Origin of the sequence: Pseudanabaena sp. lw0831, from assembly GCF_016584665.1 — a bacterium.
In the GTDB taxonomy this organism is placed as follows: Bacteria; Cyanobacteriota; Cyanobacteriia; order Pseudanabaenales; family Pseudanabaenaceae; genus Pseudanabaena.
On record NZ_BBJB01000051.1, the window covers coordinates 19,870 to 41,178 of the forward strand.

At 42.0% G+C, this 21,309-nt stretch carries 20 protein-coding genes; 13 read left to right on the plus strand and 7 right to left on the minus strand.

From position 1 onward, the window contains the following. Positions 1-371 precede the first annotated feature (371 nt). Complete coding sequence (locus APA_RS09210) at positions 372-2,114, plus strand: DUF3352 domain-containing protein (RefSeq protein ID WP_201321994.1); 1,743 nt, start codon at positions 372-374, stop codon at positions 2,112-2,114. 111 nt (positions 2,115-2,225) lie between these two features. On the opposite strand, the gene APA_RS09215 is transcribed toward APA_RS09210, so the two are convergent. After that, positions 2,226-2,606 (minus strand): helix-turn-helix domain-containing protein, encoded by a 381-nt coding sequence (locus tag APA_RS09215; protein WP_201321995.1) that lies wholly within the window; start codon positions 2,604-2,606, stop codon positions 2,226-2,228. Positions 2,607-2,710: 104 nt separating this feature from the next. Between APA_RS09215 and APA_RS09220 the strand changes: the two genes are divergently transcribed. Beyond that, positions 2,711-2,947, plus strand: coding sequence for a CDGSH iron-sulfur domain-containing protein (locus tag APA_RS09220; protein ID WP_094530166.1), 237 nt, complete (start codon positions 2,711-2,713; stop codon positions 2,945-2,947). A 62-nt stretch (positions 2,948-3,009) separates the two neighbouring features. Further along, complete coding sequence (locus tag APA_RS09225) at positions 3,010-3,708, plus strand: pirin family protein (RefSeq protein ID WP_201321996.1); 699 nt, start codon at positions 3,010-3,012, stop codon at positions 3,706-3,708. A 56-nt stretch (positions 3,709-3,764) separates the two neighbouring features. On the opposite strand, the gene APA_RS09230 is transcribed toward APA_RS09225, so the two are convergent. Continuing rightward, the gene (locus APA_RS09230; RefSeq protein ID WP_201321997.1) at positions 3,765-4,556 is read right to left on the minus strand and encodes a VanW family protein; all 792 of its coding nucleotides are present in this window, start codon (positions 4,554-4,556) and stop codon (positions 3,765-3,767) included. A gap of 381 nt (positions 4,557-4,937) precedes the next feature. On the opposite strand from APA_RS09230, the gene APA_RS09235 reads away from it, so the two are divergent. Beyond that, a complete protein-coding gene (locus APA_RS09235) occupies positions 4,938-6,038 on the plus strand; it encodes an undecaprenyldiphospho-muramoylpentapeptide beta-N-acetylglucosaminyltransferase (RefSeq protein ID WP_201321998.1) in 1,101 nt (366 codons plus the stop codon). Between the two features lie 43 nt (positions 6,039-6,081). On the opposite strand, the gene APA_RS09240 is transcribed toward APA_RS09235, so the two are convergent. Then, positions 6,082-8,061, minus strand: a complete 1,980-nt coding sequence (locus APA_RS09240) for a CHASE2 domain-containing protein (protein WP_201321999.1) — start codon at positions 8,059-8,061, stop codon at positions 6,082-6,084. 145 nt (positions 8,062-8,206) lie between these two features. Here APA_RS09240 and APA_RS09245 point away from each other — a divergent pair, with 145 nt between their 5' ends. From APA_RS09245 to APA_RS09275, 7 genes are all read left to right on the plus strand, one after another. Further along, complete coding sequence (locus tag APA_RS09245; protein ID WP_201322000.1) at positions 8,207-9,370, plus strand: AAA family ATPase; 1,164 nt, start codon at positions 8,207-8,209, stop codon at positions 9,368-9,370. After that, positions 9,367-10,119, plus strand: a complete 753-nt coding sequence (locus tag APA_RS09250; RefSeq protein WP_201322001.1) for a DUF4435 domain-containing protein — start codon at positions 9,367-9,369, stop codon at positions 10,117-10,119. The genes APA_RS09245 and APA_RS09250 overlap by 4 nt, the downstream gene beginning before the upstream one ends. Before the next feature lie 78 nt (positions 10,120-10,197). Then, a complete protein-coding gene (thrB, locus tag APA_RS09255; RefSeq protein ID WP_201322002.1) occupies positions 10,198-11,106 on the plus strand; it encodes a homoserine kinase in 909 nt (302 codons plus the stop codon). A 121-nt stretch (positions 11,107-11,227) separates the two neighbouring features. Further along, on the plus strand, positions 11,228-11,515 hold the full coding sequence (locus APA_RS09260; protein WP_142653132.1) for a hypothetical protein: 288 nt from the start codon (positions 11,228-11,230) through the stop codon (positions 11,513-11,515). Between the two features lie 123 nt (positions 11,516-11,638). Beyond that, positions 11,639-12,646 carry a Gfo/Idh/MocA family protein gene (locus tag APA_RS09265; RefSeq protein WP_201322003.1) on the plus strand — a complete coding sequence of 336 codons (1,008 nt, stop codon included), beginning with the start codon at positions 11,639-11,641 and terminating at the stop codon, positions 12,644-12,646. 137 nt (positions 12,647-12,783) lie between these two features. Next, positions 12,784-13,617 carry a universal stress protein gene (locus APA_RS09270; RefSeq protein WP_201322004.1) on the plus strand — a complete coding sequence of 278 codons (834 nt, stop codon included), beginning with the start codon at positions 12,784-12,786 and terminating at the stop codon, positions 13,615-13,617. Between the two features lie 251 nt (positions 13,618-13,868). Beyond that, entirely contained in the window at positions 13,869-15,473 is a 1,605-nt protein-coding gene (locus APA_RS09275; RefSeq protein ID WP_201322005.1) for an adenylate/guanylate cyclase domain-containing protein, read from the plus strand. A 34-nt stretch (positions 15,474-15,507) separates the two neighbouring features. On the opposite strand, the gene APA_RS09280 is transcribed toward APA_RS09275, so the two are convergent. Then, positions 15,508-16,731, minus strand: coding sequence for an HD domain-containing protein (locus APA_RS09280; RefSeq protein ID WP_201322006.1), 1,224 nt, complete (start codon positions 16,729-16,731; stop codon positions 15,508-15,510). Positions 16,732-16,913: 182 nt separating this feature from the next. On the opposite strand from APA_RS09280, the gene cpdA reads away from it, so the two are divergent. Together cpdA and proB are read left to right on the plus strand one after the other, a co-directional pair. Further along, positions 16,914-17,738, plus strand: a complete 825-nt coding sequence (gene cpdA, locus APA_RS09285; protein ID WP_201322007.1) for a 3',5'-cyclic-AMP phosphodiesterase — start codon at positions 16,914-16,916, stop codon at positions 17,736-17,738. A 122-nt stretch (positions 17,739-17,860) separates the two neighbouring features. After that, positions 17,861-18,994 (plus strand): glutamate 5-kinase, encoded by a 1,134-nt coding sequence (gene proB, locus APA_RS09290; RefSeq protein ID WP_201322008.1) that lies wholly within the window; start codon positions 17,861-17,863, stop codon positions 18,992-18,994. Between the two features lie 57 nt (positions 18,995-19,051). Here the strand turns inward: proB and APA_RS09295 are convergent, their stop codons facing one another. The 3 genes from APA_RS09295 to trpD all read right to left on the minus strand — a co-directional run bounded on the left by APA_RS09295 (position 19,052) and on the right by trpD (position 21,244). Beyond that, complete coding sequence (locus tag APA_RS09295; RefSeq protein ID WP_201322009.1) at positions 19,052-19,621, minus strand: biotin transporter BioY; 570 nt, start codon at positions 19,619-19,621, stop codon at positions 19,052-19,054. A gap of 134 nt (positions 19,622-19,755) precedes the next feature. Beyond that, a complete protein-coding gene (locus APA_RS09300; protein ID WP_201322010.1) occupies positions 19,756-20,151 on the minus strand; it encodes a VOC family protein in 396 nt (131 codons plus the stop codon). A gap of 46 nt (positions 20,152-20,197) precedes the next feature. Next, positions 20,198-21,244, minus strand: coding sequence for an anthranilate phosphoribosyltransferase (gene trpD / locus APA_RS09305; RefSeq protein WP_201322011.1), 1,047 nt, complete (start codon positions 21,242-21,244; stop codon positions 20,198-20,200). Positions 21,245-21,309: the final 65 nt, after the last annotated feature.

Below are 21,309 nucleotides of genomic sequence, written 5' to 3' on the forward strand. Positions count from 1 at the left end.
AAGATGAGTGGCGGCGCGAAGCGCCGCCACTCATCTTTTGGGTTTTATGTCCTAAGCAAAACTTACATTGCTATAGCATCCCAACCTTACTCAAATCTCTTCAAAATATTTTTTAAAATTGCTGAAATTTTAAGTCTCATCCTTTAGGGAGATTTTCTATCTATTTACTATTTATTAGCTTGTGACAGTAATACTTGCTTGAATGTATCACCACATAAGTAAATAGGGGATTTAGTACATGCTTTAAATTGTTATTTAAACAAGGTTGATGTGAGCGAACTCACAATACATCAGTGAATTGAGTCTATGGTTGTCTCTAAGTTAAGCTCTATACTGTCATGTTGAAATTGACAAGTGTGAGGTATGCATTTATGACTGAAACAAAACCAAATTTACTACCAATTATTGGTGGTGCGGCTGTAGTGGTTGCAGGGGGTATAGGTGCTTATTTTTTCTTAAATAAGCCCAATATTCTGCCTACAGGTAGTAGTACTGCGGGAACACTTGCGATTGTGCCAAAACGGTCATTGATGGCAATTTCTATGTCAACCGACAGTGCAGCCCTGTCAAAAATAGAGCAGTTCCTGTCACCAGAAACTAGAAAGCTTTACGACAAGGCGATCGCTGATGCAAAGAAAGGGTTTGCTTCGAGTGATTTTGACTACGAAAAAGATGTAAAGCCTTGGATCGGCAAAAGTGTAACTATCGCCATTTTGCCTTCTGGAAAAACTGCCAGCCTATTACCTAGCAAATCACAAGAGGTCATTCAAAATCGCTATGTTCCTATGAGCGATACAGGCTCGATTCAGTTTGTTCAGGACAAAGTTACTCCGAAAGCCAAGACAGAACCAAATGGACTGATCGTAATTGAAGTTAAAGACAAAGCTGGAGCTGAGAAGTTTTTGACTGACAAGGTGAAAGCCAAAGCAGGTGGCAAAGAAACCAAATCTGATTATAAAGGCGTATCAATCACCCAATATGGTGAAGGTGCTAAAGCGGGCAAAACTGCCATGGTTGGGGATTACCTCGTCCTCAGTGCTAACGAACAAGACGTTAAAATGGCGATCGACACCTTTAAAGGTGACGCTTCGTTAGCAAGTGCCGCAAGTGCCGACGATCTTAAGATCCAAAATCCAGTTATCCAATTTTATATCCCTAACTTTGGTGGATCGATTGTTGAGCTAGCAGCATTAAACCCTGAAGCAGAGACAATTCCCCCACAGACTCTGGCTCAGTTGAAACAGATTAAATCTGTGAATATGGGATTTGGCATTGATGATGCAGGCATTCGCTTTAAAGCAACTGGCAAGTTTGATCCTGCCGCCATTGCTGCACTCAAGAACTCGCCAAATAAGGTTATGAGTCAAATTCCTGCCCAAGCATTTATGGTAACCACTGGGTTTAATATCAAGAATTCATGGGAGCAATTTGTCAAGTCAGCCGATAATACACCTGAAGTCAAGAAGGGAATTGATGACATCAGAACCCAACTGAAGTCTTCCCCCTTGGCGATCGACCTTGATAAGGATATCTTTGGCTGGATGGATGGCGAATATGCTTTCACTGCTGTATCTGGAAAACCAGAAGGAATTTTGGCACAATCCCAAGGGCTTGCACCTCTATTAATGCTGCAAACCACAAACCGTGCTGCTGCTGAATCCTTGTTTAAGAAACTAGATGATTTTGCGTCTAAGAATGGCGCAACGGTAGCTAAAAAAGATGTCGGCGGAGTATCAGTTACAGAATGGTCGGCGGCTGGAGCTGGCGCGATCGTTTCTCATGGCTGGAGCCAACAGGACACCCTCTTTATTACTGCATCTCCCATAGTGTCTCTCTTCGTTCCGAAGCCTGCAATTGCGATCGATGCTGATCCTACCTTCAAGTCAGTAATTAGCACTCTACCTACTAACAATGTTGGCTACTTCTATATTGATGCCGATCGCGCTTGGAGCATTTTCCAAACTTTCATCCCCCCTGCTGAGAAAGCAAAAACTCCTCCTGAGGCAAAAGCTTTGATTGAATCTATCCGTGGCTTAGCTGGAACTGCGGTTTATCCTAACGCAGACACTGCTGAAGTCGAAGTAATCTTGGCGCTAAAAAAAGGCGGTAAGTAAATAAAGCGATCGCGCTTTCTTCACGACAAAAAAAACGTAGGGGTAATTCATGAATTACCCCTACGTTTTTTTTGTCGCACTCAACTGAAAACCGCTATAGGGCATCTTTTTTTATTGCTGTTCTAAATATCTTTTGCCCCAAAAATGCATCGCATCTAATACTGGCTGTAAGGTTTTGCCCAATGGCGTTAGAGAATACTCTACTTTTGGTGGGACTTGCGTATAGACTTCGCGATGTATTAGCCCATCACGTTCCATTTCTCGCAATTGCTGAGTCAGCATTTTTTGAGTAATGCCATGTAAGCTACGATGTAATTCGCCAAAACGCCTCGTACCATTAAAAAGTTCGTGCAAAATTAAAACTTTCCACCTTCCGCCGATCGCATCAAGAGTAGCCTCGACAGGACAGCTAAGGCGATCGCTCTGGTAGGCAGCGCTACAGTCTATATCAGGTAAGGGATTAATGATAAAAGTATCAGAATATTTTTCCATAGTATCTTTTTGGTATGTACCTTACAAAAAAGTGCATACTTTACTAAGAGAGTGCATAGCAATTATATTTGATTTGTCAGTAACCAACGCATTTGGAAAAAATAATGAGCGAGCCTAAGATTGTTGACAAGAAACCTGTTGTCTTGGAACTGGAACCCAAAACTTATTACTGGTGCACCTGCGGTGAATCTACCAATCAACCTTATTGTAACGGCGCACATAAAGGGACAGGTTTTACACCTCTTGCCTTTGAAGTGACAGAAACCAAGAAAGTTGCTCTTTGTCTATGTAAACACACAGGTAATGCCCCATTCTGTGACGGTGCACATACAAAGCTTTAAGTCAGGATTTGCAGTGCCTTTGGCACTGCAAATCATTCAAACAATTACTCAGGGAAAAAAATATGCTTACTATTCGTAAATCAGAAGAAAGAGGTCATGCTAATCACGGATGGCTCGATAGTTATCACACCTTCTCCTTTGCTAACTATTACGATCCGCAACATATGGCTTTTCGCTCATTGCGGGTAATTAATCAAGATCAGATTGCTGGTGGTAAAGGATTTGGAACCCATCCCCATCGCGATATGGAAATTATTACCTATATGCTGGATGGCGCTTTAGAGCATAAGGACAGCATGGGAAATGGTTCAGTTATTAATGTTGGCGATGTCCAAAGAATGAGCGCAGGCACTGGCATTACCCATAGTGAGTTTAATCCTTCGGCAACGGAAGCTGCTCATTTATTGCAAATATGGATTTTGCCAAATCAAGAAAACGTAAAGCCAAGCTATGAACAAATCTCTTTCTCACGGGAGGAAAAGCTTAACCATTTGCGGTTGATTGCTTCTCCTGATGGGCGCGATCGCTCAGTCACTATTCATCAAGATGCCTATATTTATGCTTCCATTCTCGAAGATGGTGCTGAGGTGACGCATACCGTTAATCAAAATCGCTATGCATGGATACAGGTCGCAAGCGGCTCTGTGTTAGTAGGCGATCGCTTGTTAAATACTGGTGATGCTATTTCTAGCGATCAGATTGGCGATTTGCAATTGATAGGTAAAGGTAACGCCGAAATTCTAGTCTTTGATTTGGCTTAATTTCCTCTAAAGTTTAACCCAAAAGAGAGTGGCGGAGCTTTGCGCCGCCACTCTCTTTAAGACTTTATGCATGGCTGATAAAGGCTAACAGCCTCATAATCACGCTGCCACGTAGATGATTGCTCTAATTCGCTTTTGATATAGCGCGAAGTGGCGATAATCCAGCCTGATAGATATTGAGAATCTGGTGGATGTAGCTGCTCAACTATTTGCGATTCTACCCTTACCTGCCAAGGTTTTGGTGCATTACCCCAAAGACTAGATTCAACTTTGCCTTCCTTTTCTAATACTTGAAAGCGCAATTGTAAAGGAATTTGGCTGTGATTGCGAATGATTAAATCCTTATATCCATTAGCTACCGCCGCATCTTGTCCTAACTCATAAAATCTTGATTCTCCATAGGCATCGATACTATGGCAATGCCGTTCTAAAATCTCGCATCCTGCATAAAGTAAAGTATTAAAAATATTAGTAGCAATTAGACACAAACCTCCACCCACATCAGTTATCACCTGACCACGGATAAATACTGGAGCTTCCCGAAACCCATTAGTTTTAGTCGGTTCACCTATGCGATCGCTAAAGCTAAAAATCTTTTGTGGGGCAATGTTAAGGCAGTTGAGTTTTTGAGCAGCAAGTTGCAAGTTCCAAATCCGATTAGCCCGAATTTCTGGTGTACCACGATCGGGGATCGGAGTAATGAACTCAGTCCATTTGTGCAAGTAGCGATCGCTATGATCGGGATTTTGCTGATTAGCATAATGGAATGGATATCCTTTGACTAAAGCTTTTGCATATTTAAGACTATTACGGATCGGCTTCTTGAAATCTTGCCAGATTTGGTTCATAACTCTTGAAATTTGAGCTTTTATTTCCTTAATTAATTTTCACATGAAACCTATCCAAAGCTAAAAATAGAGACGGCGCAAAACGCCGTCTCTATTTTTAGCTTTTATAATATAGACATTACCCAAAGATTGTGAGGCGGCGCGAAGCGCCGCCTCACAATCTTTGGACTTTACAGCGCTATGCGCTGCTGTGTATTGGAAAATTGCCATGAGATCGCTACAATACTTGCAATGAATAATTCAGTTAGGACTTATTCAAAAGAACGAAATGTAGGGGCAATTCATGAATTGCCCCTACGATGAAATGCGGATTTCAAGCCATTTTTGCGTAAGTCCTATCAGTATTCTCAATAGTCAAATATCTAGAGCCAATAAATACCTGTGGGCGTAACTAATCAGAAATTAGCAAAGAAACCTAAAATTGTACTGACTGGCGGCGGTACTGCTGGTCATGTTAGCCCAAATCTTGCCTTAATTCCTAGTCTTGAAGCCGATGGCTGGGAAATTGTATATATTGGCTCTAATCATGGGCTTGAGAAACAACTGGTTGCCGAAGCTGGTATTCCCTATCACGGTATTTCGTCTGGAAAACTGCGACGTTACTTTTCTTGGCAGAACTTCATTGATCCTTTTAAAGTAATTAAAGGCATATTTGATGCTTATTTTGCGATCGCCAAAATCAAGCCCAAAGTTGTTTTTTCTAAGGGTGGCTTTGTCACTGTCCCCGTTATTTTTGCTAGTTGGCTGCAACGGATTCCTGTAATTATCCACGAGTCAGACTTTTCCTCAGGTCTAGCCAATCGCCTATCAATTCCTTTTGCAACTAAAGTCTGTGTTACATTTCCTGAGACTGCTAAGCATTTGGCGAAGTACGCTGCAAAGGTAAAACATACTGGCTTACCAATTCGCCCCGATATTCTCCAAGGGAATGTAGAGAAGGGAAGATCATTCTGTGGATTTAATGCCGATTTGCCAGTTCTATTTGTGGTTGGGGGCAGTACAGGCTCTGCGAAAATCAATCAAGCTGTCCGTTCAGTTTTAGATGCTCTTACGCAAAACTATCAAGTTGTTCATGCCTGTGGTAAAGGGAATCTAGACAGTAATCTTAAAGAACATCAGCGCTATCAGCAATTTGAATATTTAGGAACTGAACTTGCGGATATTTTAGCGATCGCGGATTTAGTTGTGTCGCGGTCTGGAGCAAATGCCGTATTTGAATTTTTGACTTTGCGAAAACCGAATTTGCTTATTCCTCTATCAAAATTATCCAGCCGTGGCGATCAGATTCTCAATGCCAAGTCTTTTCAAGCTCGTGGCTATAGTGCCGTTCTGTTTGAAGAAGATTTGACTAGTGAAAGCTTATTAGCGGCGATCGCAGATCTTAATATGCGTCGTGATGAATATATTCAGAATATGAACAAGAGCGAAGATGCTAATGCGATCGCGCAAATTGTCTCTTTGATTAAAGAATTCAGATATTAAATCAGACATTAAAATTGTGGCGAAGCCACAATTTTAATGCTGTTTACTCACGGCGGGTTGGTAACTGACCTTTTTTGAGGATGTCGATCACCGCAGTATGTCGCTTAAGATCGTTGTGGACTTGATCGTAAATTTCGCGATCACTACCTTTCAAACCAATCACACCATAGAGCCTTACATTGCCAACCCTACCTTTGAGCGCATGTTCACCAAAATCAACAACATCGATCTCATCCTTGACAATTTCGTAAAGCGAACCAGTAATTACAATATCTGTCTCAAGTTCCTTAGTCATCCCTTCGACACGACTTGCCACGTTAACCGTATCACCGATTACCGCATATTCGAGACGGCGCGAGGAGCCAATATTGCCAACCGTTACTTCTCCGTAATTAATGCCTATCCCATTTGAGAACGGGATTTTATTTTCAGTTTGCCACACCTTACGAAGTTCCATTAGGGCAAATCGCATATTTAGAGCCGCATGGATCGCATTCATTGCATCGGCTTTCTCTCCCCGCGAGACAGGTGAGCCAAATTCAGCCATAATTGCATCGCCGATAAATTTATCAATTGTGCCTTGATATTCCAAAATTGCGTCCACCATGCCGCCAAGATAAGTATTTAGTTGTTGGATTAGCAATTTCGCAGGAAGACGACTAGAAAGCGTAGTAAAGCCGCGAATATCTGAAAAGAGAACCGCAGCTTTAATTGTCCGTCCTTCCAATAGATCGCGAAAACTTTCGGGCTGGTTGACAATTTCTTCCACAATTGGCGCGGCGACATAACGCTCTAGGGTGCGCCGCAGCAAGATCTTGTCGATTTGGGCTGCAATAGAGCCTGTAGTTAAAAGTGCTATTCCATTTAAACTAATTGCGATCGCAGGAATTGCCACTGGCAAAATCGTACTCGTGTAAATAAAGCTGACATATCCAATTCCAAACCAAGCGATCGCAATGATAAAAGCCGTTAATATCTGGGTAGTTGGACGCTTAAATCTGCATAGGATAACACCTGATATACCGACAAACAGCAGCGTAAAGATACCTTGCTGCATTGGATTAGCAAATAACCCAGCCATGCTTTTGCCTTGCATGAGCGTAGCGATCGCATTGGCGTGGATTTCCACCCCTGCCATTCTACCCATCGCTGAGTTTTGAATATCTTGTTTTGATGCAGCCGTTGCCCCAATCAGAACAATTTTATCTTTAAAAAATTTACCGCCTTGAAGTTGTTCGCTATTCCAATTGTATGGATCGATCACATAATAGAAGGGAATCTGTTGCTGAGCATTTGTCCATGTATCTGCGCCACCAAAAAAATAAATTCCATCGCCCTTGGGCTTGGGATAACTAATCTTCGATACATTCAGACTTGAAGCGGCGAAAGTTGGCACAATCGGTAAACCACTATCTGCGGGCGGCTGCACCCCTAAACGATGAATACTATCAGTCACTTCAGGGCGAAAATTAATGAGTCCTAATGTATTTGGTTTTAATTGAAAAACCCCTTCAGGTGAGGCAAGCTGCATAATATTCGCTTCACCAATTTGCGTAAATTCATAACTAGCGGCAAATACTGCTCGCTCGCCATATTTAGCGATCGCTGCTTGGAATTTGCCATCATCAGCAGCCCCATGATCTCCAGGTGTCACGAATAAAATATCGAAGGAAACTACCTTAGCGCCAGCTTTAACTAGCTTTTCTAGCACTTGGGCATAGACTACACGTTTCCATGTGGTTGTGCGAAAGGGTTCTAAAAAGGGACGAGTTTTGGGATCATAAAATCCCCCTTGGCTTAATGAGAGATCATCGATCGCCAAAATCACAATATCTTTAGGCGGAGCAATCGGGCCACGCCAGTTAAAAAATGCTGATTGGGTCTGTCGTTCGAGACTTTGGACTTCATTTAGCTCCAAGCCCGTCGCGATCGCACTCAAAGCCGCGATCGCACCAATCAATGCATAGCCAATAAATTTGGGACTTGATAATGCTTTGAATTTCTTTTTAATATTGGCTTTCATTACATTTTTTCGATGTGCTCAATCAAAATTTTATACCAATTTTTAAAATCGCTAAAATATTCACAGATTTGAGATCGCCTTTCAGCCAAAACGCTTACACTAAATTTCTTGTACAATTAAAAGCGATCGCGATCGGCAAAGAAATATGAAACTTAAAAGAGTCTCTATCAAAGGTCTAAATAATAAAGTTGATTGTGATTTTGAATTTCACAATGACATAAATGTTGTCACTGGCATCAATGGCTGTGGAAAAACAACATTACTAAAAATGCTTTGGTATGCAATTTCAGGAAATATCGAGCGTCTTGTATCTGAAATAAGTTTTGAATCATTTAACTTAGAAACAAGCTGTTTTAACCTATCTCTAAACAGTAAAGATACTGTTGTTGAGTGGGAATATAATGGCAATGAGATTAAAAAAAATGGTCTTATTAATTTAGATTCATATAGTTCAGCACAAGAAATTGCACCATTGCAATCACTGATAATAGAAAGTAATACATCATCTCTTTTCTTCCCAACTTTTAGAAGGATTGAGGGAGGATATTTAATGGCGAATTTTCAAACTAGTGGACGCATTGCAAAACCATTGCAATCTCTTAGCCCTCCTTTTAGAAGTGCATTTCCTTTAACAGTTAGCATATTACAGAGTGAAAGGAATAGTGATAAGGTAAGTATAAAAAGCGAATTTGATAAATTGTCCAAAAGTTTAAGTATTGCAGCACATAAATTTATATGTTCTATCTCAACTTACGATCTTGGTTTGTTACTAGTTTCACGTTATGCTCATGCATCAGAAAAAACTAATGAGGAGTTTCTTAGATTTAGTACTTTAATGAGTAATCAAATCGAAGGTATTAAGTCTGATATTCAAAGTGATCAACAAGAAGCTCTGACTATTCTCACTAAACTACAGCAAGCGAATAATGCTGTTAATAGTAAGCGTGATGAACTTCTTAAACCTTTTAAGATTCTATCTGAACTAGTGATCAAAGTTTTACGCTATAAAGGTATTAAGCTTGATGACTTTGTCATTGGAGAGTCAACCGATGCAATTGATTCAAGATTGTTGTCGGCTGGTGAACAACAAATGCTGAGTTTCCTTTGCTATAACGCATTTTATGAAGACTCGGTAATATTCATTGATGAGCCTGAGTTGAGTCTACATGCAGATTGGCAGCGTAGATTATTCGCTAATTTGATGAAGCAACAGTCAAGTAATCAGTTTATTGTAGCCACACATTCTCCTTTCATTTACTCTAAGTACTCTGACAAGGAAATTATACTTTCTGAGGAGAAAGGTGAATGAGTAAAGGTAAAGAACTTTCTGAACAAGAAATTGTAGATACCCTAAAAGAAACAAAATCGCTTCTAACAGTTTTAGTTGAAGGTAAAGATGATGCTTCAGTATACAGATATTTAGAGGATCAAATTAACGATCTAATTGATATTGATGATGTTGACGTTCTTATATGTGGCGGAAGACCTAAGCTCCTCAATGTTTTTGAAAGAAGACATGAATTTAAAAATACGAAAACTGTATTTCTCGCAGACAAAGATATGTGGTTCTTTGTTGGTGTACCTAGAGAATACGAAAAAATAGTATTTACGGATGGATATTCAATAGAAAACGATCTCTATATCGAACCAAATTTCAATAGATTTTTGGATAAAGGTGATGTGAAAAAATTTGATAATTTGATTATAGAGCTATCAACTTGGTTTGCATTTGAAGTCAATAGATATAAAGAAACTGGTGATTCTCAATGCGATATCCATGTAGACATAATATGTCCTAACAACACTCTATGTCCTGACTTTAAGCAAAGAATAAATTTTGTTAATCCCTCTCAAGAGGATGTAGATTTTATTTATCATCAGTACATTAGAGCATTACGCGGAAAAAATTTATTTCAAGCTCTATTAAGATTTCTGACACGTAGAACTTCAAATTATAGTCAAGCCAATCTTCTTGAGCTTGGAGCAAGGGTGCTTGCTAACCCGCGCATGGACATACTGGTTAAAAGCATTGTTGATAGATTTCAAGAATATGGCTGAGTGGTTAACTATGCATTAAATAAACACACTGATTTCAAAATCGCAAACCTCTTAAACAATATTTAGCATTTTCCCAACATGACCATTTTTGAAGTTTCTGTTCCTGCGACTACAGGAAACCTTGGACCTGGATTTGATTGCCTCGGTGCAGCTCTCTCGCTTTATAACCGTTTTGAATTCTCTCTAGCCGATCGCTTAACAATCACCGCATCGGGTGAAGGCGCAGACAAGGTAGAGCGGGACGAGACAAACCTTGTGTATCAGGGTATTGCTAAGTTTTATCAGCATATCGATCGCAAAATTCCTGCGATCTCATTTCACACTGATACAGCCATCCCACTATCGCGAGGTTTGGGCAGTTCGGCAACCGCGATTGTCGGCGGTATTTTTGGGGCGAACCTGTTAGCTGGTTCGCCGCTCGATCGCATGGAGTTATTGGACTTAGCGATCGCGATGGAAGGACATCCTGACAATGTGGCTCCTGCGATGCTAGGCGGATGTCAACTGATGGCTTCAAATCAAGCAGGTGGCTTGGAATTTTGTGATTTGCAATGGCATCAAGATATTGCGATCGCAGTTGCAATTCCTGACTTTGAGCTATCGACTGCTGAGGCACGCAAGGTTTTGCCGAAACAATTTTCGATGCATGATGCAGTTTTCAACGCTTCCCATTTAGCATTGCTAACTCATGGGATTCAGACAGGGAATGCTAGTTGGCTTAAAGCAGGACTACAGGATCGCTTACATCAGCCCTATCGCCAAAGCTTGATTACAGGCATGGCAGATGTGCAAGCAGCCGCGATCGCAGCAGGAGCCTATGGCATGGTGATCAGTGGCGCAGGCCCAACACTACTTTCTTTAGCCCCAATGAGTACAATAGAATCAGTCGCCCAAGCAATGAAACAAGCATGGCAAGCAATTGGTGTAACGGCTATCACTAAATGTCTTCCGATCGCAAAAGATGGTACAACATTCAAAACTCGTTAGATTTTGCGTGCAAACCCGAACCAATAGATTTTTTAAAAGTGTTGCTTCACAACACTTTTAAAAAATCTATTGGTTCGCTTGATCAAAAATTGCTATATTTGACCGACACTGTAGGAAACATATGTCTAAATTTCAATTTTTACTAATCTCTGCACTGATTTCCTCAGTGGTGCTGCTATTTGTTGGCAGTCGTGACGGAAATCCTTTTGACTCAGTATTCCCGATCGCGGTGGTGATTGGCTTAGCGATCGTTGCTCAGAAGTATTTGTCTGAAAAAGTTTGGAGTCGCTTTGCGCGTTGGGTAAATGAGACGACAGGACGCAAAGTTTTTTATGTGCGATCGCCTCGTCAAAAAGTTGCCCCAGAACGCAAACTATTGCCACCTTCTAAGCTCAATCGCCTCAAATAAATTTTTGCGCCTAGGGCGCGATTTAATAAAGAACCAGTTTCTTGTGGCGCGGCTTCGCCGCGCCACAAGAAACTGGTTCTTCCCCTTGTATATTTGCATTTGCTAATAGCATAATCTTTGATCATGACCAGCAGTTCCATTCCTAGTTATCAGAATCTTCATCATCCTTTACGAGTTGGCATAGTTGGCTCTGGCTTTGTTGCCAAGTTACGCACCGAAATCTTCAGTCAAGATCCACGCATTGTCCTGACAGCGATCGCAGGCAACCTCGAAAAAGCACAAGCAATTGCCCAAGAATTTGCGATCGCCAATGTGTATCAATATTGGTCAGAACTAGTCATGCGTCCTGATATTGACCTCGTTGTGGTTTGTAATGTTAATCGAGACCATGCGGCGGTCGTTGGGCAAGCTTTGCGATCGGGAAAGCATGTGATTGTGGAATATCCTCTATCATTTAGTCTCCCTGAAGCTGAGGGATTGGTAAAACTTGCCCAGCAACAGAACTTAATGCTGCATGTCGAACATATTGAGCTATTAGGCGGTGTGCATCAATTAGTGATGGAACATTTAGCTAAAGTTGGCACTCCATTCTATGCGAGATATTCCACTAAAAGTCCACAGCGTCCCGCTCCAGACAAATGGACATACAAGCCAGATTTGTTTGGATTTCCGTTAACAGCAGCAGTTTCACGCCTCAATCGGATCATCGTTCTTTTCGGAAAGGTGAAGTCTGTCTCTTGTCAGTTACGCTATAGTGGCGACAATTTGCCGCGTCATTTTACTTCCTGTGTCTGTAATGCCCAACTTCAGTTTGAGAATGGAGTTATTGCCGATGTCAGCTATAGTAAAGGCGAAAACTTTTGGCAGCCAGAGCGGATTATGGAGTTACAAGGTAGTGACGGAGCGCTGATTTTTTCTGGAGATCAGGGGAAATTAATTACGGCGGATGGAACATTGGAGCTTGACGCAGGGACGACCAGAGGTTTGTTTAAGAAAGATACCGAAAACGTTCTTTTGCATCTGTTTACAGGTAAGCCGCTTTATACCAGCCATGAGAGTATTTTGCATTCCCTTACAGTTGCCAATGCTGCGGAAAAGTCAGCGATCGCAAATCAAACAGTCACTCTATAACCAGAAAGCAAAAAGGGGTGCTTCGCGCCCCTTTTTGCTTTCTGAGTTTAATTTTTAAGAATTTCAACGTTTTGCAGCGATCGCCTTGTAATTAAGCTTTACTCAAGATATAGCAACTTTATTCAAAATCTAAAAATATGTATCAACAAGTGTTATTGGCTGTAGATGGTTCGGGGCGATCGCGCGAAATGATGAATATGCTGCTAGCCCTGCCTAGTATGCAAACTTTACAAATTAACGTACTGCATGTAATCCCCAACTCAACTAACTCGGAAGCGGTTACAGAATATCGCATTGCGGGTGAAAAGATTGTCGAAAGAGAAGTAAAAAGTTTGCGTTTGACATCAGGTAATACTACCGTATCGATGCTCAAAGAAGGCGAACCCAAAGATATTGTGTGCAAAGTAGCTGAAGATCTGAAGCCCGACTTAATGATCATGGGATCTCGTGGTATGGGTCGATTGCAAGCAATTTTGGCAAACTCAGTCAGTCAGTATGTTTTTCAATTGTCTGACGCACCAATGTTGCTGATCAAAGACGATGTGTACATCAAAACCATTCGTAGTGTCATGGTTTCCGTCGATGGCTCAGCTTCATCTAACAACTGCCTTGATCTTGCCACTAAAATCGTCAGCGGTGCGAAGGATGTGGAAATCTTCTTGGTAAGGGTGGTTAAGCGCAAGGAAGATGCCAATGTCAACACCGATCCTGTCTTAGTTGAAGCTAGCGCCAAACTCAAACGGATGAATATTCCATCACGCTCCTTTATTAGTTCTGGTGACATTGGCAAAGAAATCTGCAAACTTGCTGACGAGTCTAATACTAGTCTCTTGATGATTGGCTCCCCCGATCGCCGCCCTTCGATCGCCCGTAGTTTACCCGATCTTGATCGCTTGTTAGGTTCCTCAGTATCTGACTATGTGCGCGTTAATGCCACAGTCCCAGTGTTGCTAACTCGCACCATAGAGTAACCAAATTTTTTGTAGCGCGGCTTCGCCGCTCTACAAAAAACTGGTTCTTTAAAAAGGAAATCGACCGCTACGCGGTCGATTTCCTTTTTTTTGGTTTAGTCAAGATGTTCAGTAAAATGTCTGATGCTACGAATTGATGATTTGGGTTACGGTTGAGCAAGTTTTTCAGGCTCTGATTGATATATGTCATTGTTCTCATTACGATCGCAGATCAATTATTCGCCCTCAAAATTTAGTGATAAATAAAATTGATGAGCGCAACAAACAATGCCAAACAGTCACAAGTTAATCTTGTTGCCGCATTCCAAGCAGCACAAGATATTGCACGAGAGTTAAATGTTGACAAGTTAGTCGATCTGAGCCTTTCCGTATTACTAATACTATCGGAGACCCAGACTGGGGCGGTCATTTTAGTGGACAGTAAAGAATTGGAGATTGCTGCCATGATCTCTGAGCGATCTCCAAGCTTCGTAATGGGTCAGAGAGTGCCTCTTACATGTGCCGAGCCTTCTAGTTTGCCAATGTTGATGGTGCGCTATACCTTAGACAATCGCGTAGAAACAATCTGGAATCAAGATAATCCCGATCCACATTTTGCTGATGATCCCTATTGGTTGACACATTGCCCTCATGCAGGGCTATGTATACCTCTATGCGAGGCAGGTGAATTGCTAGGAGCAATTTATTTAGAGGATAACGGTAGTAAAAAACTACAACAAACTGAGTACTTACAAGTCTTGCGATCGCTATGCCAACAAATAGCAATTTCACTTGTGCGATCGCGTGAATTATCAAGTATTACCCAGCGCAAAGAATTTGAAGAAGCTTTACAGCGCAGTAACTCACTTTTAAAGGCTCAGCGTGAAACCTCATTTGATGGGGTTTTGGCAGTGGACGAGCAAGGTCGTATTGTTAGCTATAACAATCAATTTTGTGAATTATGGCAAATTCCTGATTCAGTTCTGCAATCTGTGGAGTATGGAGGATTACTCAGCCTTTTGCAACATCATCTTCAATTACCCGATGGATTGGTTGAGGCTCTTGAAAATGCCTATGATTCTCCTGAGAAGTATACTCAACGAGAGATTTACCTTGCAGATCGTCGCGTGATTGATTGCTATTCAGGACAAGTACATTCTCCTGAAGGCAAGTTTTATGGGATGGTGTGGTATTTTCGCGATGTGACGGAACGTATTTGCATATTACAAGAACTCCGCGCCGAACAAGAGCGTTCTGAGCGTTTATTGCTGAATATGTTGCCTGAAAAGATTGCTAAAAAGCTCAAGCATAGTCGAGCCTCAATGGCGGATGGGTTTGAGGAAGTATCAGTTTTATTTGCAGATATTGTTGGCTTCACTGAACTGTCTAGTCACATGTCACCTGTACAACTTGTCGGTCTGCTCAATCGGATTTTTTCGATGTTTGATAGTTTATGCGATCGCTACAAACTCGAAAAAATCAAAACCATTGGTGATGCCTATATGGTGGTGAGTGGATTGCCCGATCCAAGAGCCGATCATGCTGCTGCGATCGCCAGTATGGCTCTGGATATGCAAAAGGCTATCTCTCAAGTTAAGTCACGGGAAGGCATCCAAATCTCGATGCGGATTGGTATTAATTCAGGACCTGTAATTGCTGGTGTGATTGGGACAAAGAAATTTATTTACGATCTATGGGGTGATACTGTCAACGTCGCTAGTCGGATGGAATCATTGGGATCGCCGAAGGCAATTCAGGTTACGGAAGAGACATACTCCCGTTTACGCGATCAATTTAATTTTGAACAGCGCGGCATGATTCCTGTCAAAGGGAAAGGCGAAATGATGACCTATTGGCTAGTTGGCAAAGTGAATTAAAAAATGGGCGGCTGGCAAAGACCCCTTTTTTTGCTTATGGATGTAATAGCCATGCTCTCTGAATCGGCTGGACGATCGCCTGTACTAGTGACGATAACCGCGCAATATCCTGCAAACCTTGCTCTGTCTGGACATTAATTCCCTGCTTATAAATGCTATAGCCCTTAGTCCGTGAGACTCTGATACCACAGTAGTATTTAGGTTCTAGACCTTGAGAAATCAATTTCTCGCGCCAACTATCGAGGCTCTCTTGCTGCTGAATGTCATCCAAATGCGAAATATCCGTAGCTCGAAATAAATCACGATCTAAAAAGCGGCGGCATAAATCCGCAAGCGTGCGATCGCTACTATCGCGCCATCGATGCATGTGATAGGCAAAAACTATGTCATCGGAAGCAAAATATTCTTCACAAGTCAGAGATTGAGGCTCTTTGGTTAGCCAAGCCATCATCGTGCGATCGCTAAATATTTGATCTTGGACACCCATCCCGATTAAGACTTTGGCTCTGCGAAAAATTCTCTCTAATAAAAATCTTGCCGCCAAATTTTTTGGATGATTATAGACCTGCAAATACATAAAGTAGCGCACCGTCAAATAATGCTCGATCGCCACCATTCCCTTACGACCAATTACTAAGTTTTGAGAAATTGGATCAAAACGCAGTGCCAGTAAAATCCGATCAAGATCCAACTGCCCATATTTAGCACCCGTGAAATAACTATCTCGTTCCAAATAATCAAGGCGATCGCAATCAATTTGACTAGAAATTAGCTGATAGATAAATGGCACAGAATATTTCTTCGTAAATACTCGTTCTAAATCTGCAATTAACTCGGTTGAGAAGCTATTCAGAACCTCAGCAATTTGGCTGAACTTTAGCAATCGCAAAGTCCATATTTCATGATTACTCCCAAAAACTTCTTCCGATGCGTGGCTATAGGGGCCATGTCCAAGGTCATGAAGTAGAGCCGCTACTAATACCAATGTCCGATGGATTGATAGGTAAGGATATTTAGTGGCGATAGTGTCGAAAGCACGACGGGTCAAAGCCATTACACCTAGAGAATGTGTGAATCGCGAACCTTCAGCCCCATGAAATGTAAAGTAAGCAATATCCAGTTGACGAATCCGTCTCAATCGCTGAAATTCAGGTGTATCAATCAATTGAATCAATAAAGCTTCAGTGCGATCGTTACTATCAAGAGTGATCGCGCCGTGAATTGGATCGTTATAAGTACGTGACTTGCCAAAGAGCATAAAATTAAATGGGCTGTGATACAAATCACATTGCACCGACTACAGATATCATAAGTTAATAACAAGGGATATGCTCTATGGGCTGAGCGATCGCTGATTTCTTGATTGATCAAAGCATTTTAAGAAATTAGTACAGAAATAAATAGTTGCTACTTACAGCTTATTTGTACGAGCTAGGTAGTATGAAAAATACGATGAATTACGGTAGTTTTGTTTCTATTGCACAGTTAACCGATATTCATTTATTTGAAGATATCGAAAGTTCTTTGGTGGGTGTTCAAACGGAATCTTCTTTTCAAGAAGTTCTAGTTGATGTTAAAAGAACCTTACCACGGATTGATTTGTTGCTTTTGACGGGGGACTTAACTCAAGATGGTACTGCTGCATCCTACGATCGCTTGCGCCGATCGCTTGATAAGTTTGGTATTCATTCCTATTGTTTAGCAGGTAATCATGATGATTTGCCCTTAATGCAAAGTCACCTACCTAGCGAATACGTTCATCTAAGCCGATCCCTAGATGTCGGGAAATGGAGGATTTTATTACTTAGCTCCGTCGTCGTTGGCGCAGTACATGGATACTTAGCAGAATCAGAATTATTATGGCTAGAAGATATGCTAAGTGCTTATCCTGATCGCCCGACCTTAATCGCCTTTCATCATCCTGCTGTACCATTAGGCTCTCAATGGATCGATGGGATTTGCTTAGAAAATCAAGATCAGTTTTGGGAAATCTGCGATCGCCATCCACAAATAAAAGTCGTCTTGAATGGACATGCTCATCAAGAATTTGATCAAATTTATGAAACGCCTCATAATTCAGTCCGCTGTCTGGTGACTCCTTCAACCTGTATCCAGTTTCAGCCCCAAAACCACAAGTTCCAAATCGATAGTCAGCCCCCTGGATTTCGTCATTTGCGACTTTATCCTAATGGAGTAATGGAAACAGAAGTCCATCGCCTCAAGGTTGGTAGCTTCCATCCTGATCTTGCTGCGATCGGTTATTAAAACCCAATAATTTTGTTAAGAGTGTTGCAAAGCAACACTCTTAACAAAATTATTGGGTTTTATTTCAGCACAAAGCGCTGTAGGATAAAAAATCGCTAGATTTTTTATCCTAACTTTTACAAATGCAACCGCAAATCATTGTTATTAAAATTGGCACATCTAGTCTTAGTCATCCCGAATCAGGGGATTTGCAACTAGCAACGATCGCCAAATTAGTTGAAGCGATCGTGCATTTGCGGCGGGAGGGACATAGTGTTGTCTTAGTATCTTCAGGAGCTGTGGGAATTGGATGCGGGAGGCTTGGGCTGAAACAGCGTCCCCGCAAAATCTCTAAAAAGCAAGCCGTTGCGGCTGTGGGACAGGGACGATTAATTAGGATTTACGATGACTTTTTTGGCTCGTTACAACAGCCTGTTGCTCAAGTTTTATTAACCCGAGGAAATCTGATCCAGCGGCAGCATTACATGAATGTCCATGCAACTTTCCATGAGTTGCTAGAGATGGGGGTTGTACCGATAGTGAATGAGAATGATACGGTTGCTGTTGATGAGTTGAAGTTTGGTGATAATGATACGCTTTCAGCATTGGTTGCAAGTCTGGTTGAGGCGGACTGGTTATTTCTATTGACCGATGTCGATCGCTTATATACCGACGACCCTCGTCAAAATCCTGATGCAAAGCCAATTGAATTTGTAGAATATTCAGAACTACAAGAACTTAGGCAAGCGATCGGTGAAAAGCAGGCTCTAGGCGCACAGGGTGGTGGGACGCAATGGGGAACTGGTGGTATGACCACAAAGCTTGATGCGGCACGAATTGCCTCAGCAGCAGGAGTTCGTACAGTAATCACGCGAGGGGCTTTCCCCGATCGCCTGTCAGCAATTCTCCGTGGCGAGAACTTTGGCACACAATTTGCGGCTCAACCCAAAACGGTTAATGCGCGTAAACGGTGGATCGCCTATGGCATGGTTCCTCTAGGCAAGCTGTTTTTAGATGATGGGGCTGTGACTGCGGTTATTCGCAAAGGGCGATCGCTATTACCTGCGGGAATCACCCAAGTCGATGGCAAGTTTGAAGCTAATGAGTCTGTGAGTCTGTGCGATCGTGATGGTAAAGAGATTGCCAGAGGCATATCAAATTACAGTAGTAGTGACATTCTTCGCATTCTCGGCTCCCAATCAGAAGATATTCCTAAATTACTCGGCTTTGACGGCGAAGAAACTGTAATTCATCGTGATAACTTAGTAAGCCTTTAAAAGCGAAGGTAGGGTGGGCAATGCCCACCCTACCTTCGCTTTTAGAATTGCTAGATGTTAGTAAAACAATAATTTTCGGGAAATTGTGGCGATCACAATAGTGGCGCACACAACTAAAAACTGACCTGATAAAACTTGGACAGAATATTGCCAAAATGAAGTTTGAATCGCCATAAAGTTTGGTATTTGAATTGCAATTAAATAGACTATGCCGATCAGGTGAATTGCTATTAATCCACCAAAACAACTGATTGCCATCTGCGCTAAACTTGGTGGTCTCAAAAAAGCTAGAAATCCACAAAGCCATCCACCAAACACGAATCCAAGCAAATATCCAAAAGCGGGAGATCTAAGGTAGCTTAAGCCACCACCTTGATAAAATACGCCAAATCCGCTTAAGCCCAAAGTAATATAAGTGATCTGCGATAAGAGTGCAGCGTAGCGTCCACCGAGGCAACCTGTGAGGAGAACAGCACCAATTTGCATAGTGACACTGATCGATTCGATCGCAACATTATTTCCCAGACCTGTGAGGGATGGCAGGAGCATGGATGGTTGAATGAACGTACTAGCAATTGTCAGCAACAGTCCAGACAATGCCCACATTAGCTGTAACGGTTTTGGCACAAGTGTCTCAGTCAGAAAAATAGATGCAATATAGAATCGTACATGAATTATGACCCAAAAGATGAGATGCGGCGCTTCGCGCCGCATCTCATCACGTCTAAATAATTAGTGGTGCGCGGCAAAGCCGCGCACCACTAATTATTTAGACGTGATTGGACAATTTCGAGCATGTTGCCATCAGGATCGCTTAAAAACAAAATTCTTTGTCCCCAAGGTGTCAAAGTTGGCGGTGAAATGATATCTACTAAAATATTTGTCTGCCGATCGCATATTTGTTGATAAACCTGATCGAGATCATCAACTGTCATCGACAGTAAAAATGGATTGCCACTAATAATCTGCTCGCCGCGATCACCAAATAATTTTGGTAACCAACTGCGATCGTAAATCCCAATTTTTAGCTTGCCGCTATATCCTTCCGCGCCATCAGGTTTAGCAGGTTTCTCAAAGCTAAAGCCCAAAATATCACGATAAAAAATTAGCGATCGCGCTACATCTGAAACAAATAGAGCAATATAATCTATTTCCATAAATCTAAAAGCATAAATGGCGGTGCGAAGCACCGCCATTTATGCTTTACTGCAAGAATTTTACCAATGCTTCTGCTTTTGACCATGCTGCACCACTTTTAAGGATTTCTGAGGCAAGGCTCACACTTTCTGCCCAAGTACTAGCAGCACCGCCAATTCTTAGGGCTAAGCCACTATTTAGAGCGACACAATCAGTTTGAGCTTTGCTGCCTTTGCCTTGCAAAACTGTACGTAAAATATCCGCGTTTTCTTGAACATTGCCACCCTTCAGACTCTCAAGTGGCGCAGAAGTTAATCCTAACTCTTGAGGAGAGATCGCTTCTTCAGTCACAATACCGTCACGCAAAAATGAAATATCAGTAAGATCGCCTAAACCTGCCTCATCCATTCCTTCTCGGCTATGTAATACTACAGCTTGCTGGCGATCAAGCAACCGTAAAGCTTCAGCGACAGTATGCGTTAAGGGCTTATTATAAACTCCTAAAACTTGAGCTGTAGGATGGAGCGGGTTGACTAAAGGCCCAATCAAGTTAAATACCGTGCGAACACCTAAGCTGCGTCGGATTGCTCCGACCGCTTTCATCGCAGGATGCCAACTTGGTGCAAACAGAAAGGTAATCCCCACCGCAGGCAAAGCTTCGTAAATCTTTTCCGTTGAAGTACTAAGGTGAATACCGATCGCTTCTAAAACATCCGCCGAACCAGAGCGACTAGAAACCGCCCGATTGCCATGTTTCGCCACAGGAATTCCCGCCGCCGCCACCACAAAAGCAACGGAAGTAGAAATATTAAAAGTCGAAGCGCCATCACCCCCAGTGCCACAGGTGTCAATCAAAGGCTTAGTGCGATCGACAATATGACCAAATTGATCTTTAAGTTTTTGCCCTTCGCTTTGAGATTGCAACACATTTGCCATGGCAGCTAATTCAGAAGCCTCGATCCCTTTAAATTGCAAAGCCGTCAAGATTGCCCCTGACAACTCTGGTGCGATCGCTCCTTCTAACCAACCATGCATCAGTGCTGTAGCCTGTTCGCTCATTAGGGTTTGTCTATCCATAAGCTGCTTTAGCAGTTGAGACCAATTCTGTTCCATAATCTCTTCTATATGACGCTGTGTATTGCTTACAAGGATACAATGCTTTGCGTTCAAACCCGAAC

What these genes read in the sequence shown, in the direction of transcription:
- APA_RS09210 (WP_201321994.1), top strand. Translation starts at nt 372, where the DNA reads ATGACTGAAACAAAACCAAATTTACTACCAATTATTGGTGGTGCGGCT.
- thrB (WP_201322002.1), top strand. Translation starts at nt 10,198, where the DNA reads ATGACCATTTTTGAAGTTTCTGTTCCTGCGACTACAGGAAACCTTGGA.
- proB (WP_201322008.1), top strand. Translation starts at nt 17,861, where the DNA reads ATGCAACCGCAAATCATTGTTATTAAAATTGGCACATCTAGTCTTAGT.
- APA_RS09275 (WP_201322005.1), top strand. Translation starts at nt 13,869, where the DNA reads ATGAGCGCAACAAACAATGCCAAACAGTCACAAGTTAATCTTGTTGCC.
- APA_RS09240 (WP_201321999.1), bottom strand. Translation starts at nt 8,061, where the DNA reads ATGAAAGCCAATATTAAAAAGAAATTCAAAGCATTATCAAGTCCCAAA.
- APA_RS09245 (WP_201322000.1), top strand. Translation starts at nt 8,207, where the DNA reads ATGAAACTTAAAAGAGTCTCTATCAAAGGTCTAAATAATAAAGTTGAT.
- APA_RS09250 (WP_201322001.1), top strand. Translation starts at nt 9,367, where the DNA reads ATGAGTAAAGGTAAAGAACTTTCTGAACAAGAAATTGTAGATACCCTA.
- APA_RS09220 (WP_094530166.1), top strand. Translation starts at nt 2,711, where the DNA reads ATGAGCGAGCCTAAGATTGTTGACAAGAAACCTGTTGTCTTGGAACTG.
- APA_RS09225 (WP_201321996.1), top strand. Translation starts at nt 3,010, where the DNA reads ATGCTTACTATTCGTAAATCAGAAGAAAGAGGTCATGCTAATCACGGA.
- APA_RS09265 (WP_201322003.1), top strand. Translation starts at nt 11,639, where the DNA reads ATGACCAGCAGTTCCATTCCTAGTTATCAGAATCTTCATCATCCTTTA.
- APA_RS09300 (WP_201322010.1), bottom strand. Translation starts at nt 20,151, where the DNA reads ATGGAAATAGATTATATTGCTCTATTTGTTTCAGATGTAGCGCGATCG.
- APA_RS09260 (WP_142653132.1), top strand. Translation starts at nt 11,228, where the DNA reads ATGTCTAAATTTCAATTTTTACTAATCTCTGCACTGATTTCCTCAGTG.
- trpD (WP_201322011.1), bottom strand. Translation starts at nt 21,244, where the DNA reads ATGGAACAGAATTGGTCTCAACTGCTAAAGCAGCTTATGGATAGACAA.
- APA_RS09270 (WP_201322004.1), top strand. Translation starts at nt 12,784, where the DNA reads ATGTATCAACAAGTGTTATTGGCTGTAGATGGTTCGGGGCGATCGCGC.
- APA_RS09230 (WP_201321997.1), bottom strand. Translation starts at nt 4,556, where the DNA reads ATGAACCAAATCTGGCAAGATTTCAAGAAGCCGATCCGTAATAGTCTT.
- APA_RS09215 (WP_201321995.1), bottom strand. Translation starts at nt 2,606, where the DNA reads ATGGAAAAATATTCTGATACTTTTATCATTAATCCCTTACCTGATATA.
- APA_RS09280 (WP_201322006.1), bottom strand. Translation starts at nt 16,731, where the DNA reads ATGCTCTTTGGCAAGTCACGTACTTATAACGATCCAATTCACGGCGCG.
- cpdA (WP_201322007.1), top strand. Translation starts at nt 16,914, where the DNA reads ATGAAAAATACGATGAATTACGGTAGTTTTGTTTCTATTGCACAGTTA.